Source organism: Pseudomonas sp. 9Ag, from assembly GCF_902506445.1.
Lineage (GTDB): Bacteria > Pseudomonadota > Gammaproteobacteria > Pseudomonadales > Pseudomonadaceae > Stutzerimonas > Stutzerimonas stutzeri_AB.
In genome coordinates this window covers 4,278,411-4,294,176 of sequence record NZ_LR733836.1, presented here as the reverse complement: position 1 = coordinate 4,294,176, position 15,766 = coordinate 4,278,411, and the positions used below count along the sequence as shown (strand labels likewise).

The window sequence follows — 15,766 nt, the reverse complement described above, 5'->3', positions numbered from 1 at the left end:
ACGGATGCATCAGCCAAGCCTGTTTCAGAGCTTTTTTCTCGGCGGTTTCGAATGTTCGAGCCACCGCCGCAGTGATGGGCGACGCCTCGACCTGCTGGCCGCCACGGGGCATGACCGCTGGGCCGCCCATGATTACGCCGTACTGCAGCGGCACGGTCTGAAAACGGTGCGGGACGGCCTGCGCTGGCACCTGATCGAAACGTCAGCAGGCCGCTACGACTGGTCGAGCTTTCTGCCGATGCTGCAGGCGGCCGAGCGTCAGCGCCTCCAGGTGATCTGGGACCTGTGTCATTACGGCTGGCCGGACGACATCGACATCTGGCGGCCGCAGTTCGTCGAGCGCTTTGCCCACTATGCGGGCGCGGCGGCGCAGCTGATCAAGGACGAGACCGATACGGTGCCGATCTATGCGCCACTGAACGAGATCTCGTTCTGGTCCTGGGCTGGCGGCGACGAGGCCTACTTCAACCCGATGGCGCGCGGCCGTGGTTTCGAGTTGAAGCACCAGCTGGTCCGCGCCACCATCGCCGCGATGCAGGCGATCCGGGAGGTCGAGCCGCGGGCGCGCTTTATTCAGGTCGAGCCGGCCATTCACGTCGTTGCGCCGAATGACCGGCCCGGTCCGCAGCGTGAGGCCGAGCGCTACCGCCAATCGCAGTTCGAAGCCTGGGACATGCTTTGCGGCGAACTCTGGCCGGGCCTCGGCGGAGCGCCGGAGTACCTCGACGTGCTCGGCGTGAATTACTACCCCGACAACCAGTGGTATCACGGCGAAGGCAACACCATCGGCCGGGACAGCCCCGACTATCGGCCTTTCAAAGGCATTCTCAGTGAGATCTCGCAGCGCTATAAACGGCCGATTCTGATCGCTGAAACCGGCGCCGAAGGCGATGTGCGCGGCGACTGGTTGCGCTATGTCAGCGAGCAGGCCGGCCTGGCGATGCAGCGTGGCGTGCCGGTAGAAGGCATCTGCCTGTATCCGGTGCTGGATTACCCAGGCTGGACCGACGACCGCCACTGCCCGGTGGGGCTGCTGGGCTTCCCGGACGAAGCCGGAAACCGCCGTGTGCATGAGGGGTTGGCCGATGAGCTGCGGCTGCAGCAGGCGCGCTTCAGTCACTCGAATCCGGTTTCAAACCTCGCCAACGCCTTGCCATGAACGCGCCGGCACTGCGCACACCGCCGCGGATGCCGCTCTTGCCGGATCGCCCGGTGGCCTTCCTGTGGCACTACGTCTGCGTACGGCCCTGGCATTTCGGCGGACTGTTGCTGCTGATCGTCGGTGCGGCAAGCTGCGCGGTGGCGGTGCAGTACGGCATGAAGCTGCTGGTCGACGCCATGGCGCAAGGCAGCGCCAACCGGGGCGCGGCGGACGTATGGTTTCCACTGGGGCTGTTCATCGGCCTGATCGTGGTTGAAAACATCTTCTGGCGTCTCGGCGGCTGGCTCGGTTGCCGCACGGTGGTGGCGAGCGTGGTGGACATCCGGGTCGACCTGTTCAAGCACCTGACCGGCCATCCGATGCGTTACTTCACCGAGCACTTCGCCGGTTCGCTGGGCAACCGTATCTCAGCCCTGGGAGCCGCGGCAGGGGCGATCTACGGCGGTCTGGCCTGGAAGATTGTGCCGCCCATCGTCGACTTCATTGGCGCGGTGGTGGTGCTGCTGACTGTCGATTGGCGCATGGCCGTTGCGTTGGTCCTGTTCGTTGCCATCGTCGCGGCACTGATCACCGGCTTCGGCATTCGTGGCCGCACCAAGCATCAGCGTTTCGCCGCGCAATCGGCACGGGTCGGCGGCGAGCTGGTGGATGCGGTCTCCAATGTCTGGACCATCAAGGCGTTTTCCGCACGTGACCGTGAAGCGGAACGCCTCGCCAACGAGATCGGCTACGAGGCCAAGGCCCAGCGGCGCAGCTGGATGTACCTGGAAAAGGCCCGCGTTATCCACGACATCTGCCTGTCGCTGATGGCCGGGGGCATGCTGGTCTGGGCGATCAGCCTGTGGGTGAACGGTTCGGTGACCGCCGGTGACGTGGTGCTGGTCAGCGCGTTGACCTTCCGCATCCTCCACGGCTCACGGGATCTGGCGCTGGCGCTGGTGGACACCACTCAGCAGATCGGCGCCATCGACGACACCCTGCGCATCATCGTCCAACCGCACGGCCTGGACGATCCGGAAACCCAGCTGATGCTGGCCGAGGGTGACATCACCTTCGACGACATCAGTTTCGGCTACCCCAAGCGCGGCATGATCTTCGAGCACCTCAACCTGCATATTCCGGCGGGGCAGAAGGTCGGAGTGGTCGGTCCGTCCGGTGCGGGCAAATCGACGCTGATCCAGCTGCTGCAACGCCTGGACGATGTGCATGCAGGGCGCATCCTCATCGATGGTCAGGATCTCCGCTCCGTTAGCCAGAACAGCCTGCGCGAACGGATCGCCGTGGTGCCGCAGGAAACGGCGCTGTTCAACCGGTCGATCCGCGAGAACATTCGCTATGGGCGCCCTGAGGCCAGCGATGAGGACGTGGTGGAAGCGGCCCGTCACGCCTTTTGCGATGCCTTCATCCGCGAGCTGCCGCAGGGTTACGAGACGCTGGTCGGCGAGCGCGGCGTAATGCTCTCCGGTGGGCAGCGCCAGCGGCTGGGTATCGCCCGCGCCTTTCTCAAGGACGCGCCCATTCTCATCCTCGATGAGGCGACTTCGGCGCTGGATACCCAGTCGGAAGGGGAGATCCAGGCGGCGCTGAACAGCCTGGTGCACAACCGCACCGTGGTGGCCGTCGCGCACCGGCTGTCGACGCTGGCAGGCTTCGACCGGATCATCGTGCTGCGCAACGGACTGATCATCGAAGACGGCGCACCGATGGAGCTGCGCAGCCGCGGCGGTGCTTTCGACGCCTTGTGGAAGATGCAGGCGGAGGGCTTCAAGCATGAGCCCGATCCGGCGCTATGAAACGGGTCGCGGTGAAGTCGACCAGTCTGCGCGCGCTGGGTTATGACCTGGATGCGAAAGCGCTGGAGGTGGAGTTTCACAACGGCTCGCAGTACCGCTACGAGCAGGTGCCTGCCGAGGTGGTGCAGGCGTTGCTGGAGGCCGATTCCCTTGGGCGCTATTTCAACCAGGTGTTCAAGGCGCAGCAGTATCCGTATCGGCGCATTGATTGAGCGCGAGAGTGCGGGCGCAGTTTTAACCGTGGCTTTAGGCTGCCGGGTCGTTGAGCTTGTCGGGTGGGCTGAGGCCCACCCTATGTCCAGCCGCCGCTCTAACCGGCGCTTGTTTCAGATCGCAAGCGCTCATCGAACGGGTACGCCGATGAAACGCTATCCAATTGGCTTATCGATGGCTCCATTGAGCCGTTGCGCTGAACTTCCGGCCTGCTGCACGGGCCTCAATTGGACAGGACGCTTCATTACCGAGCGGAGGCTCCACAGACCACAAGGGGACAACGCATGTCAGACCATCACACGTACAAGAAGATTGAAATCGTCGGTTCTTCGCGCAACAGCGTCGATGAAGCGATTCAGAACGGTATCGCTGAAGCCAGCAGCAAGCTGCAGAACGTCGAGTGGTTCGAAGTGGGCGAGATTCGCGGCCACGTCGAAAACGGCAAGGTCGGCCATTTCCAGGTCACCATGAAGGTCGGCTTCCGCCTCGCGAACAGCTGATCTGCCGTCCAGGCGGCCCGGCAGCGGCTGTTCAGCCAGCTGCCTGGGAGCCTGCCTGCCGCGCCGTGTCAGGCATGATCCGTCGGCGACTGGCCGCGGCTGCGTTCGTAACGTCGGAGCAATGGTTGAGTACTCAGCCCGTGCGCGACGATGCTCAACACCACCACTGAGATCACCAGCGGAATGATCGCTTCGGCCTCTTCCGGCAACAGGCCGTGGGTGACCGCGTAGCTCAGGTAGTACAGGCTGCCGATTCCCCGAATGCCGAACCAGCCGACGGTCAGGCGCTGGTTCCGGTCCAGATAGCGGTGCGGTATCAACAGCCACACACTGAGCGGCCGGATCACCACGAACAGCGCCAGCGCCAGAGGCACCGCGCGCCAGTCCCAGTGCACCGAGACCAACACGCCGAGAATGGTCACCAGCAGCACTTCCAGGCTGCGCTCCAGCTGGCCGCCGAAGGTCAGAATGTCGCCCACCATGACCCCGGCCGCGACCTTGGGCTCGGCGATCTTGTCGCTTTCGAGCGGCAGTTCGCGTGGCATCATGCCGCCCTCTGCCATATGCGGCACGGCGTGGGCGATCAGCTCCTCGGACGGCGTTTCCGATTCGTCCGCGGCGTCTTTTTCCGCGTGGCGCAGCCCCAGCCCGGCCGCGAATACCGCAAGAAAGCCCCAGGCGCCGATCAGCTCGGCGCCAACGTAGGCCAGGGCGATCAGCGCCAGCGCCAGCGAATCGTTCGGCGACATGGACGTATCAGCGTGCCGAGCGCGCAGGAAGATCGCCAGCCTGCCGATCAACCGCCCGAGCAGATAGCCAAAGCCCAACCCGGCCGGCACGGCCCAGACCAGTCGATGCAACGCCCATTCGCTGACCCAGCCGGTGGCCATGGTTTCCTGTTCGATCAGCAGCAAACCGAACACTACGAAAGGGAAGGCCGTGCCATCGTTGAACCCGGCTTCGCCGGACAGGCCATAGCGCACGTGATCACTGTCGCGTGAGTTGCTCACCTGCACCAGGCTGGCGAGCACGGGGTCCGTGGGGGCAAGGATGGCACCGATCAACACTGAGATGCCCCAGCTGAGCCCGAGCAGGTAATGGCAGAGTGCGGCAACACCCGCGATGCAGGCGAGCATCACCGGGCCGGCGAGAATGTAGGCGCCTTTCCAGGCCGCATGACCCAGCGGCATGCGCAGTTTGAGACCGCTGACGAACAGGGACACCAGCACCGCGATTTCGGTGAGGTGCTCCATCCAGCTGGCGATGTGAATGAACTCCATCTCCCACAAGCCGACGCCGAGCTGGCCGATGAGCAGACCGAAGCCCAGATAGATCAATGAGGTAGTGACCGGCAGCCAGCGCAGGTAGGCCGATGCCAGGGCGAGGATCAACAGCAGGATGCCGAGCACGGCCATCCATTCAAGAAAATTCATTCAGTCTTCCGCAAACAAGCGTGACGCGCCGAAGTACGCATAAGCTGTTGGTTTGATCGACGCGGCTGGACGGGGTTCAGCTGCGTTCGTCGAGCGGGGCGGCCGCTGGCCCAGGCGCGCAAAGGACACAGGGTGCGAGCCTCGTTGAGAGGCCGTCGCAGAGCTGTGCGCTTGCGTCGCGCTTACAAGACTTTGCTGTGGAATGTTGTCGCAGAGTGTTCGGAGCGATGGGTATCGCCTCGATGCGCTCTTTAGGTCAACGCAACCCGGCGAGGATGTCGAAGGCGCGGTGGCGGTCGGTGGTTTCGTAGAGGTCGCAGGTAAAGATCAGTTCATCGGCGCTTGTCTGCTCCAGAAGGATCTCCAGCCGCGCGCGGATTTTTTCCGGCCCGCCAATCAGGGCCATGCCGAGGAAGCTGCCGACAGCGTCCTGCTCATGGGGCAGCCACTTGCCCTGCATGCTGGTGACCGGTGGCACCAGCACCAGGCTCTGGCCACGGATCAGGGCAAGGATGCGCTGGTAGGCGGTGGTGGCCAGGTATTCGGCCTGCTCGTCGGTATCGGCGGCCATCAGCGGCACGCCGAGCATCACGTAGGGCTTGTCCAGCACCTCGGACGGGCGGAAGTTCTCGCGATATAGACGAATCGCCTCATGCATGTAGCGCGGCGCGAAATGCGAGGCGAAGGCGTAAGGCAAGCCCTTGGCCGCCGCCAGCTGGGCGCTGAACAGGCTCGAGCCGAGCAACCAGATCGGCACGTTGCTGCCCATGCCTGGCATGGCGATGACCCGCTGATTGGGCTGGCGCGGGCCGAGCAGCATCTGCAGTTCTTCCACATCGGCCGGAAAGTCATCGGCATTGCCCATGCGGTCGCGGCGCAAGGCGTGTGCGGTGAATTGATCGGCGCCCGGCGCGCGACCCAGACCCAGCTCGATTCGCCCGGGATAGAGCGCTTCCAGCGTGCCGAACTGTTCGGCGACCACCAGCGGCGCATGGTTGGGCAACATGACGCCGCCAGCGCCCAGGCGAATCCGCGACGTGCCGGACGCCAGATAGCCGATCAGCACGGACGTGGCGGCGCTGGCGATGCCGTCCATGTTGTGGTGCTCGGCGACCCAGAAGCGCTCGAAGCCTAGCTTCTCCACGTGCTGGGCCAGCGCCAGCGAGTTGCGCAGGGCCAGACCGGCATCGCCGTCATCGCGGATCGGCGCGAGGTCGAGGGTGGAGAAACGGGTGTGTTCGATACGGGACATCGTCTACCTCTGTGCTGACGGCTGCTCAGTAGCAGTGCTCGGCCTCGGCACGCGCCAGGACATTACGGTCTTCGTCGCGCAGCCAGCCTTGTGGGGTGAAGCCCAGCGAGCGGGCCTGGAACAGATAGCGCCGCCCGGGCTGGAAATCGTCGTAGTTGATCACCAGGGTGCAGCGCAGGTACTGGGTATCGCCGAAATCGCCGAAGCCACCGCTACTGATTTCGAATTCGTAGCGTGCCTCGAGTTCATGCGCACCGGGGCTGACCTGGAAATAGCGACCGTCTGGCGTGCGCTCGCCGTCCAGTTGGTCGGACATGAAGATGTCGCTGGGTTGAGCGCTCAGCTCGACCCAGGCCATGTCCGGATCAGGTGCAGGCAGGGGGCCGGCACAGCCGATCAGGCCGAGCGCCAGCAATGGAGCGATGAACAGACGCATGATGAGTCCTCCGGATAACCGCAGGATCAGCCTCTGCTGTCGCGGTCAGCCAATGAGCCTGAGCCACCTGGGGCTCTTTTTCAACGACTGCACCGCGACAGAACGGTTCACTACCGAAACGCTAGCGGGTCGCGACCCCGCCGCAGCCGCGCTCGGTGGCCTTGGCCAGCATGCGGTCATGCTGGTCGTACAGCTTGGCCCAGGGGCGGAAACCGTAGCCGCCGGCCACCAGTCGATAGCGGGCGCCGGCGTTGAAGCTGTCATAACTGAGGGTCAGGCGGCAGTCACGTGCCAGCGCTTCGCTGTCACGACCCACATCGGCCGGGCCGACTTCGAAGCGATAGCGCATACCCAGCTGATGGCTGCCGGGGGCGACCTGAAAGTAGCGATCATCCTTCAGCGGTCGCTCATCGACCGCCACGGCCATCAATTCGGTTTCTCCGTGGGGATCAAGCTCGATCCAGGCCTGGTTCGGATCGGGCTGGGGCATCCACAAGGCGCAGCCGCCAAGGCTGGATAGCGCAACAACAAGCATCAGGATTCGCATGTAACTGGATCTCCGATCGGTAGCGGCCTGGCGATTTGGCACCGGCATGTTCGGTGTTTGGGTGGGCTTCGAACTCGTTGTAGGCTCAGCGCATCGCCCCGTGGGGCCAGCAGACAGGTCAGCGTGTGTTCATGTCGAAGCCGAAAATCGCCGCAGTCGACAACCGAATATTGCGCTGGGTTCCCCTGCTGCTGGCGGTGGGTCTGACTGGTTGCAGCAGCTATTACGGGCAACTGGCGGTCGGTCAGCTCGAGCTGCTGCGCCAGCGCGAGCCCATTGTGGCAATCGTCGACGATCCGCAACGCGCGCCGCAGTTGCGCCAGCGACTGGCCCTTGCCCTGCAGGCCAGAGGCTTCGCCAGCGATGCGCTGGCACTACCGGACAACCAGAGTTATCGGGTCTACGCCGAGATCCAGCGGCCGTATGTGATGTGGAATCTGTTCGTCGCCGAGGAGTTTTCGGTGGAGCAGCGGACCCAGTGCTTTCCGATAGCCGGTTGTGTGGCCTATCGCGGCTACTACCAGCAGGGCCGCGCTCGCGGCGCCGCGGCGCTGATGCAAGCCGAGGGCTACGACACGCTGGTGTCCGGCGTACCGGCCTATTCGACCCTGGGTTGGTTCGCCGATCCGCTGCTCAGCTCGATGCTGCGCTGGGATGATGATCGCCTGGCCGGGTTGATCTTCCACGAGCTGGCGCACCAGCAGCTGTATGTCGCTGACGACACGGCGTTCAACGAGTCCTTCGCTTCCTTTGTCGAGCGCGAAGGGCTGCGGCAGTGGCGTGCCAGCCGTGGCCTGCCAGCGCCGAACGAGACCGCGCGCAAGCATTACGCCGACTTCAGCAAACTGGCCCTGGCGACCCGCGATCGATTGGCCGTGATTTACGCGTCCGACCTGAGCGAGTCCGCAATGCGCGCTGCCAAACGTGACGAGTTCATGCGCATGCGGCAGACCTATCTGCAGCTGCGCGGCGGCCCGTGGAAAGGCGACGACCGCTTCGATCGCTGGATGAACCAGCCGCTGAACAATGCCAGCCTGGTTCCGTTTGGCCTCTACGACCAATGGGTGCCTGCCTTCGCCGCGTTACATGAGCAGGTCGGCGGCGATTGGTCGCGCTTCTATGCCGCGGTGGCCTCCTTGGGTCGCCTGCCTGCCGACGAGCGGAAACGGCAACTGGACGCGCTCCGCTGAAACCGCTCGCCGCTTCGTTTGAAGCGCGATGCGGCAAGGCGTCGCGGCTGCTCACGCTGCGCTGAATCGGAGCCTGTTCGAAGGGGTTGGGCGCTGCCGCTTGTCGAGTCCTTGCATGTTCGCACCAGATTTCACGGAATTGTTTTCCGCTTGCCTCCGTCCATTTTCTAGACCGTCAGCCCAGCCTGACCCGTGATTTGGCCGTACGAATGTGTACGTCCAGCCAATACAAGCCGTTTAAACGGAGGCTCCATGGATAACCTAACCGGCATCCTCGATAACAAGGGCACGCCCCTTGAGAAGCAAAAGTTCACCTGGAAAGAGATGGCGGGCAAGCCGATCAGCAAGCTGGATGACGACGCTTTTACCCGCGTGCGGATCATCCTGATGAACGGGATCGAAACCGATGCGCTGCGCCTCAAGCACGGCATCGCCCGCATCACCGGCCAGCTGCGCGGCCCGCTCGCCGAGATCCGTCGCGTCGAGCAGCATCAGGCGACCATGGTCAACTGGCTGATCTCCGCCGACCATTCGCCGCTGGAAACCACTGTCGCCTACGAGCAGGTCGCCATCGAGGTGACAGCCGCGGTTGCCCAGACCGAGCCCGATCCTTATCAGGCGCAGACCTATCGCTTCGGTCTGCTGGAGGATTTCGATCATCTGTACCGCTATTCGGCGATGCTCGATCGCCTCGAAGGCAAGGATGCGAACAACATCCTCCAGGGCTACACCGACATCGTGCCGGGTCGGCAGACCTCCGAGCATCATCGTCATCCGGACAATGATCTGCGCGAAAGCTACGAGAAAGAGCAGGCCGCACTGATCACCAAGATCCATGCAGCGATGATTACTGCAGCCGAGTACCAGACCCATGATTACTACATGAACATCGGCCCGCTGTTCGCCGATCCGCTGGCGCGTCAGCTCTATGCCGAGATCGCTTTGGTCGAAGAGCAGCATGTCACGCAGTACGGCTCGCTGGCCGACCCGCAGGAATCCTTCATGGAGAAGTGGCTGGTGCACGAGGCGATGGAAGTCTATGCCTACGCCAGCTGCGCCGAGCAGGAAACCAACCCGCGCATCAAGGCCATGTGGGAACGCTTCCTCGATTACGAGTTGGGCCATTTGAATATCGCTTGCGAGTATTTCAAGAAGCTGGAGCGCCGTGATCCAGCGGAAATCCTCGGAGGTCCGCTGCCGAAGATGATCGAGTTCAAGAGCCAGCGTGAGTTTGTCCGTCAGGTCCTCGCCGCCGAGGTCAACCTGCGCACCAGCGGCACCGAGTACGTCGACAAGAGCCAGGAGCCGCAGAACTCCCTGGACTACCGCGCTCAGCTCAATTCCGAAGGCATCGCGTCGAACATCGTATCGGCCGGTTACCAGTGGGCGCCGGGCGGCGAACTTATGCAGATGCGCAAGGTTTCTTGAGGAGAGAAGGACATGGCTAATTCAGCAAAACTGGGCACCAACTTCACCGGCGTGCAGATGTCTCCGAAGGACACCAAGCGCCTGCTCGACGCCGTCAACGAAATCCATCCGGACGTGCCGGGCGATTCCAAAGGCCTGATGATGGAGCGCGCAACCCGCGCCGAAGAAGCCGATCGCATTGGTTCGGTACCGGTTCCCGGCTCTGCCAAGGGCATGCTCAAGTCGACGTTCGACATGGCGCTGGGCAAGAGCCCTGAACTGCTGGTCGACAAGCTCGGCGAGCGCCTGGCATTCGAGCGCAGCGGCGTGCGCATGTACGACGCCATGATCGCCAAGGCCAAGGGACTCGAAACCGCCCAATCGGACCTGGTCCAGGTGCTGCAGCACATCCGTGACGAAGAGTTCGAGCACATGAACATCGTCGCCGAAGCGATCGAAACGCTAGGCGCCGACCCTACCGCGCAGACGCCATCTGCCGACGTCGTAGGGGTCAAGTCGATGGGGGTGATGCAGGTGCTCACCGATCCGCGCACCAACATCGCTCAAGGCATCAACGCACTGCTGACCCTCGAACTTGAGGACAACGCCGCCTGGGAGCTGCTGATCGAGCTGGCCGAGGCCGGTGGTCACCCGCGCATCGCCAAGGGCTTCCACAAGGCCAAGGCGCAGGAAGATGACCATGTGGTGAAGATCAAGTCGCTCCTGCGCAAGGACCTGCTCAGCCAGGTGCAATGAATACCGCGTGCGCTTCAAACCTTGGCGCGCCTTCGGGCGCGTCTTTTTTTGCGGGTACGACAAGCAGGCGGCTGATTAAACGCTTTTAGTGCATAAGCAAATGAATTCTTATTCTTTCTGGTAGCAGTCGTGCGGGCTATAGACTCGCGGCTCAGTGACCATCGAGAGGCCATCCCATGCGGCGTAGATCGTTTCATTACCTGATCGTCCCCGGCTGGCACGGCTCGCCTGAGGATCATTGGCAAAGCCACTGGCAGCGCACCCTGCCTCACAGCCAGCGCGTCGAACAGGCCGATTGGCTTCAGCCGCAGCGTGCTGACTGGGTGGCCGAACTGAGTCGAGGCATCGCCGGCGCGCCAGAACCGGTGGTGCTGATCGCGCACAGCCTCGGCTGCCCGACTGTCGCACATTGGGTGGCACAGACAGCGCCCGAAGCGCTGCGGCGGGTGCAGGGTGCGCTGCTGGTCGCGCCAGCGGATGTGGAGCGACCGGGGTGCCCTGAGCCGCTGCGCAACTTCGCGCCGTTGCCCTTGGCGCCGCTGCCGTTTCCGAGCGTGCTGGTGGGGTCCGACAATGATCCGGCCGCCAGCGCCGACCGTGCACGTGCCATGGGCAAGGCCTGGGGCAGCGAAGTGAGCGTGCTCAATGGTGTCGGACACATCAACGTGGCTTCGGGGCACCATCGTTGGGAAGAGGGGCTGGTCTTTCTCGACCGCCTGCAATCGCTGCTCAACGACCAGTCAAGACGGCGCGCTTGATGGCGCCCGGGCCTTTGGGCGAGTGCCCCTTCGTTCAGTCGCTATTCGCCACCGCTCGGTGGATCGGTGAAGCGCGATCCACCCTACAAGGCTGAGCCTCATCACTGAGCAGGGTGGATGACGCTCTTTTCATCCACCGGTTCCGTGGAGCGACTCAGACCCACAAACCGGGGCGAACCGGCGCCATTCGTTACACTCTGATGCTCCATTGCCGTCCATCGAGCTGTTGCATGCCCAGCCCCGCATCATCCGACACCGCTGCATCCCTTCCCCTTGTGCTTGCCGGGCCCATGCTGCGCCGGCTCGAGGCGGGGCGGCTGGTGCTCTGGCTGGTGGCCAGCGAGCCGCTGCAGTTGCGCCTGGCCATGCAGCCCGAAGAGGAGGCTCCGGTATCGCTGGCCCTGGACGGCGAATGCTGTCGTCAGCTGCGCGTTGGCACCTCAGCCTGGCTGCACCTGATCGATCTCAAGCTGGAAACGCCGCTGCCGGTGGATCGGTTGATCGAATACGACCTGCTGATCCAGCGCGACGGCGGAGAACAAGGCATCGCCGAGTGGGCGCCGCACTTGATCCATAACGGGTTCGAGCGTCCGGCATTCGTGGTCCGTTCGCGCTACGACGACCTGCTGCATGGCTCCTGCCGCAAGCCTCACCACCCCTCGGCGGACGGCTTGGTCACTGTGGATTCGCTGGTGGCCCAGACCCGCCGCTCCCCCGAGCGCTGGCCCGCCGCGCTGCTGATGACCGGCGACCAGATCTACGCCGACGACGTGGCCGGGCCCACTCTGGTAGCCATTCATGCGCTGATTCGCCGGCTCGGGCTGTATGGCGAATGTCTCGAGGGCGCCACCGTCGCCGACAGCGATGAGCTGCTGGCGCATCCAGCCACCTACTACCGGCGCGCGGAACTGTTGCCTGCGTTCAAATCCAACGAAGACCTGCGTGAGCGCTTCTTTGGCGGCGTGGAAAAACCGGTGTTCACCACCTCCAGCGCGCACAACCATCTGGTGTCGCTGGGCGAGGTGCTGGCGATGTACCTGCTGGTCTGGTCACCCGTGCCCTGGGGCCTGATCGCGCTTCAGCGGCCAGCGCTGGACGGCGAGCAGGCCAAGCGCTGGGCGCGTGAACGGAGCTGCATCGATGCTTTCCAGGCCGGCCTGCCGCAGGTGGCGCGGGCATTGGCGCACCTGCCGTCGCTGATGATCTTCGATGACCACGACATCACCGATGACTGGAACCTCAGCGCCCGCTGGGAGCAGACCGCCTACGGCCATCCGTTTTCCCGGCGCATCATCGGCAACGCCTTGCTCGGCTATCTGCTGTGCCAGGCCTGGGGCAACGCGCCGGATGCCAGCGTCACGTCCTTGAGCGCGGTTGAGGCGTTGTTCAATAGCGGCGAAGACGGGCGACTCGATTGCGCGCTGCATGATCAAGTGGTTGACGAGCTGCTGGAGCGCGGCGACTGGGGCTATGTCATACCCAGCGAGCCGGCGCTGGTGGTGCTCGATACTCGTACCCGACGCTGGCGCAGCGAGCGCAACCTGAGCCGGCCTTCGGGGCTAATGGATTGGGAAGCGCTGACGGATTTTCAGCAGGAATTGCTCGACCATCGTTCGGTGATCATCGTCTCGCCGGCGCCGATGTTCGGCGTCAAGCTGATCGAGACTGTGCAACGCGTATTCAGCTGGGCCGGCCTGTCGCTGTTGGTCGACGCCGAAAACTGGATGGCCCATCGCGGCGCGGCGCAGGTCATGCTCAACATCTTCCGCCACACCCGCACGCCGGGTAACTACGTGATCCTCTCCGGCGACGTGCATTACTCGTTCGCCTATGAGGTACGCATTCGCGGCCGTGCCGAGGGGCCGCGGTTATGGCAGATCACCAGCAGCGGCGTGAAGAATGAGTTTCCGCCGCGCTTGCTCGACCTGTTCGACCGGCTCAACCGCTGGCTGTATTCGCCGCGCTCGCCCCTGAACTGGTTCACCAAACGCCGCCGGGTGCGGGTGCAGCCGTGGCTGCCGAGCCGCAGCCGGTCTGGCGAACGCCTATGGAACGGCTCGGGTATTGGTCGCATCCGGCTCGATGCCAAGGGCCGACCGTCGCAGGTTCAGCAGATCAACGCCGATGGGTCGCCACCGGTGAGCTTCGCCCCCGAGCGCGACCCGGCGCGCTAGCCGAACGCCGCGCGCAGCTCCGGCAGCGTGGCGTAGTAGTAGGCCGGCGATTGCGCCATCAGCTCGGCATGACTGCCGAAGCCGTAACCCACGCCGACCGCCTGCAAGCCGTTGCTGTGCGCGCCGATCAGGTCGTGCTTGCGGTCGCCGATCATCAGCGTGTGCTCGGGATCGAGCCTTTCTTCGGCGATCACATGGGCGATCAGCTCGACCTTATTGGTGCGGGTGCCGTCCAGCTCGCTGCCATAGATGACCTTGAAGTGCTGATCGAAGGCGAAATGCCGCGCGATTTCGCGGGCGAAAACCGAGGGTTTCGAGGTCGCCACATAGAGCGTCCGGCCTTGCCCGCGCAAGTGTTCGAGCATCTCCAGCACGCCGTCGAACAGCAGGTTTTCGTAGAGGCCGATCGTCTTGAAGCGCTCGCGGTAATAGCCGACCGCTTCCCAGGCCCGCGCTTCGTCGAAGCCGTAGAACTCCATGAACGCTTGCAGCAGCGGTGGGCCGATAAAGGGTTCCAGCTTGGCCAGATCCGGCTCGTCGATGCCGAGCTGCGCCAGTGCATGCTGAATCGAGCGGGTAATGCCTTCGCGTGGGTCGGTCAGGGTGCCGTCGAGGTCGAAGAGGATGGTTGAGTGGTGCATCGCAGGGCTCGGTAATTTCCTGTGGGGGCGCGGTTCGACAATCGGCTCGCGCACATTTTTTTGCTTCAGGCTTCAGGCTTCAGGCTTTTCTGCCAAGTGCTGATCCTTCAACTTCACGTAGTTGCCGGCGGTGTAGCTGAAGAAGCTGCGCTCTTTTTCCGTGAGCGGGCGGGCCTGCTTCACCGGGCTGCCAACGTAGAGGTGGCCGCTTTCCAGCGTCTTGCCCGGCGGCACCAGGCTGCCGGCGCCGATGATGACCTCGTCTTCGACCACCGCGCCGTCCATCACGATCGAACCCATGCCCACCAGAATCCGGCTGCCCAGGGTGCAGCCATGCAACGTGACCTTGTGGCCAACGGTGACTTCGTCGCCGATGGTGAGCGGAAAACCGTCCGGGTTGAACGGGCCGGCATGGGTGATGTGCAGCACGCTGCCGTCCTGAATGCTGGTGCGTTTGCCGATGCGGATGCGGTGCATGTCGCCGCGGATCACGGTCAGTGGCCAGACGGAGCTGTCTTCGCCGATCTCGATATCGCCGATGAGCACGGCGCTGGGGTCGACGAAGACGCGCTCGCCAAGTGCCGGTGTGTGTTCCTGGAAGGTTCGGATGCTCATGGGTGGCTCCTGTAAGCGCATGTGTGTGGGTGGCCGGTCACTGATAGACCCGACCATCGAGTGTGTTGCTGCCGGGACGGAAGAATTCGCCTGGCGTGGCGCCGAACTGTTCGCGAAAGGCGGCGATAAAGGCCGACAAGGACTCATAACCACAGCCCAGCGCCACGTCGGTTACCCGCTCGCCGCGCTCCAGTGCTGGCAGGGCGCTGAGCAGCCGCAGTCGCTGGCGCCAGGCGCGAAAGGTCAGGCCGGTCTCGCGCAGGAACAGCCGGCTCAGGGTGCGTTCCGATACGCCCAGGGTGCGGCTCCAGTCGGCCAGACCTTCCTGCGACTCCGGTTGCGCCTGCAGGCTTTTGCACAGCCGATGCAGACGTGGCTCGGCGGGCAGCGGCAGCACCAGTTCGACCTCCGGTGCGCAGCCGAGTTGATCGAGCAGCACCTGTACCAGTCGTCCTTCTGCACCGTCTTCGGCATAGGCTTCTGGCAGGGTGCTGAAATGCCGGATCAGTTCGCGTAGCAGGGGGCTGACCTGCAGCACGCGGCAATGCTCGGGCGCATCGCCCGCTACGCTTCGGTCGATATACAGGCTGCGAATGCAGGTGTCCGGCGCACAGAAGACCTGATGCGTCACCCCTGCCGGAATCCACACCGCGCGCAGCGGCGGTGCGATGAAGCGGCCATTGTCGGTGCGCACTTCGAGCACGCCTTCCACCGCATGGGACAGCTGCACCCAGGGATGGCTGTGGCGGTAGCCCAGCTTGAGGTTGGGCGGCGAGTCGAGCTGACCATAGACCGGCCGCGGCAGCGCTTTGAGTGCGCCAAGGCGGGTAATCAGTGCGGCTTCTTGTCCGATTGACGACATTTCGTGCCTGCTTGGCGTTAGTCGGAA

General features: G+C 63.8%; 16 protein-coding genes. 9 read left to right on the top strand and 7 right to left on the bottom strand.

The annotated features are described in order from the left end of the window. Window positions 1-4 precede the first annotated feature (4 nt). The 4 genes from ALTERO38_RS19710 (at window position 5) to ALTERO38_RS19695 (ending at window position 3,668) form a co-directional block, all read left to right on the top strand. Window positions 5-1,159: a beta-glucosidase gene (locus ALTERO38_RS19710; RefSeq protein WP_159969419.1), complete on the top strand. Its 1,155-nt coding sequence runs from the start codon at window positions 5-7 to the stop codon at window positions 1,157-1,159. Next, window positions 1,156-2,955, top strand: a complete 1,800-nt coding sequence (locus tag ALTERO38_RS19705; RefSeq protein ID WP_159969418.1) for an ABC transporter ATP-binding protein — start codon at window positions 1,156-1,158, stop codon at window positions 2,953-2,955. Before ALTERO38_RS19710 ends, ALTERO38_RS19705 begins: the two co-directional genes overlap by 4 nt. Continuing rightward, a complete protein-coding gene (locus ALTERO38_RS19700; protein WP_159969417.1) occupies window positions 2,952-3,167 on the top strand; it encodes a KTSC domain-containing protein in 216 nt (71 codons plus the stop codon). The genes ALTERO38_RS19705 and ALTERO38_RS19700 overlap by 4 nt, the downstream gene beginning before the upstream one ends. A 285-nt stretch (window positions 3,168-3,452) precedes the next feature. Then, a complete protein-coding gene (locus ALTERO38_RS19695; protein ID WP_019341430.1) occupies window positions 3,453-3,668 on the top strand; it encodes a dodecin in 216 nt (71 codons plus the stop codon). A 68-nt stretch (window positions 3,669-3,736) separates the two neighbouring features. On the opposite strand, the gene ALTERO38_RS19690 is transcribed toward ALTERO38_RS19695, so the two are convergent. The 4 genes from ALTERO38_RS19690 to ALTERO38_RS19675 all read right to left on the bottom strand — a co-directional run bounded on the left by ALTERO38_RS19690 (window position 3,737) and on the right by ALTERO38_RS19675 (window position 7,336). Further along, window positions 3,737-5,101, bottom strand: a complete 1,365-nt coding sequence (locus tag ALTERO38_RS19690) for a sodium:proton antiporter (RefSeq protein ID WP_159969416.1) — start codon at window positions 5,099-5,101, stop codon at window positions 3,737-3,739. Between the two features lie 256 nt (window positions 5,102-5,357). Beyond that, entirely contained in the window at window positions 5,358-6,353 is a 996-nt protein-coding gene (locus ALTERO38_RS19685; RefSeq protein ID WP_159969415.1) for an LLM class flavin-dependent oxidoreductase, read from the bottom strand. Window positions 6,354-6,378: 25 nt separating this feature from the next. Continuing rightward, window positions 6,379-6,789, bottom strand: coding sequence for a hypothetical protein (locus ALTERO38_RS19680; protein ID WP_159969414.1), 411 nt, complete (start codon window positions 6,787-6,789; stop codon window positions 6,379-6,381). Window positions 6,790-6,910: 121 nt separating this feature from the next. Then, complete coding sequence (locus ALTERO38_RS19675) at window positions 6,911-7,336, bottom strand: hypothetical protein (protein ID WP_159969413.1); 426 nt, start codon at window positions 7,334-7,336, stop codon at window positions 6,911-6,913. Between the two features lie 131 nt (window positions 7,337-7,467). Between ALTERO38_RS19675 and ALTERO38_RS19670 the strand changes: the two genes are divergently transcribed. From ALTERO38_RS19670 to ALTERO38_RS19650, 5 genes are all read left to right on the top strand, one after another. Then, window positions 7,468-8,526: an aminopeptidase gene (locus ALTERO38_RS19670; RefSeq protein ID WP_159969412.1), complete on the top strand. Its 1,059-nt coding sequence runs from the start codon at window positions 7,468-7,470 to the stop codon at window positions 8,524-8,526. A gap of 252 nt (window positions 8,527-8,778) precedes the next feature. Beyond that, window positions 8,779-9,954 (top strand): hypothetical protein, encoded by a 1,176-nt coding sequence (locus tag ALTERO38_RS19665; RefSeq protein ID WP_159969411.1) that lies wholly within the window; start codon window positions 8,779-8,781, stop codon window positions 9,952-9,954. 12 nt (window positions 9,955-9,966) lie between these two features. Beyond that, a complete protein-coding gene (locus ALTERO38_RS19660; protein ID WP_159969410.1) occupies window positions 9,967-10,689 on the top strand; it encodes a ferritin-like domain-containing protein in 723 nt (240 codons plus the stop codon). Window positions 10,690-10,865: 176 nt separating this feature from the next. Beyond that, the gene (locus tag ALTERO38_RS19655; RefSeq protein ID WP_159969409.1) at window positions 10,866-11,447 is read left to right on the top strand and encodes an alpha/beta hydrolase; all 582 of its coding nucleotides are present in this window, start codon (window positions 10,866-10,868) and stop codon (window positions 11,445-11,447) included. 230 nt (window positions 11,448-11,677) lie between these two features. Next, entirely contained in the window at window positions 11,678-13,621 is a 1,944-nt protein-coding gene (locus ALTERO38_RS19650) for an alkaline phosphatase D family protein (protein ID WP_178114609.1), read from the top strand. On the opposite strand, the gene ALTERO38_RS19645 is transcribed toward ALTERO38_RS19650, so the two are convergent. From ALTERO38_RS19645 to ALTERO38_RS19635, 3 genes are all read right to left on the bottom strand, one after another. Continuing rightward, complete coding sequence (locus ALTERO38_RS19645; protein ID WP_159969408.1) at window positions 13,618-14,262, bottom strand: HAD family hydrolase; 645 nt, start codon at window positions 14,260-14,262, stop codon at window positions 13,618-13,620. The genes ALTERO38_RS19650 and ALTERO38_RS19645 overlap by 4 nt on opposite strands. Before the next feature lie 72 nt (window positions 14,263-14,334). Then, the gene (locus tag ALTERO38_RS19640) at window positions 14,335-14,877 is read right to left on the bottom strand and encodes a gamma carbonic anhydrase family protein (protein WP_159969407.1); all 543 of its coding nucleotides are present in this window, start codon (window positions 14,875-14,877) and stop codon (window positions 14,335-14,337) included. A gap of 37 nt (window positions 14,878-14,914) precedes the next feature. Beyond that, window positions 14,915-15,739, bottom strand: coding sequence for a helix-turn-helix transcriptional regulator (locus ALTERO38_RS19635; protein WP_159969406.1), 825 nt, complete (start codon window positions 15,737-15,739; stop codon window positions 14,915-14,917). Window positions 15,740-15,766: the final 27 nt, after the last annotated feature.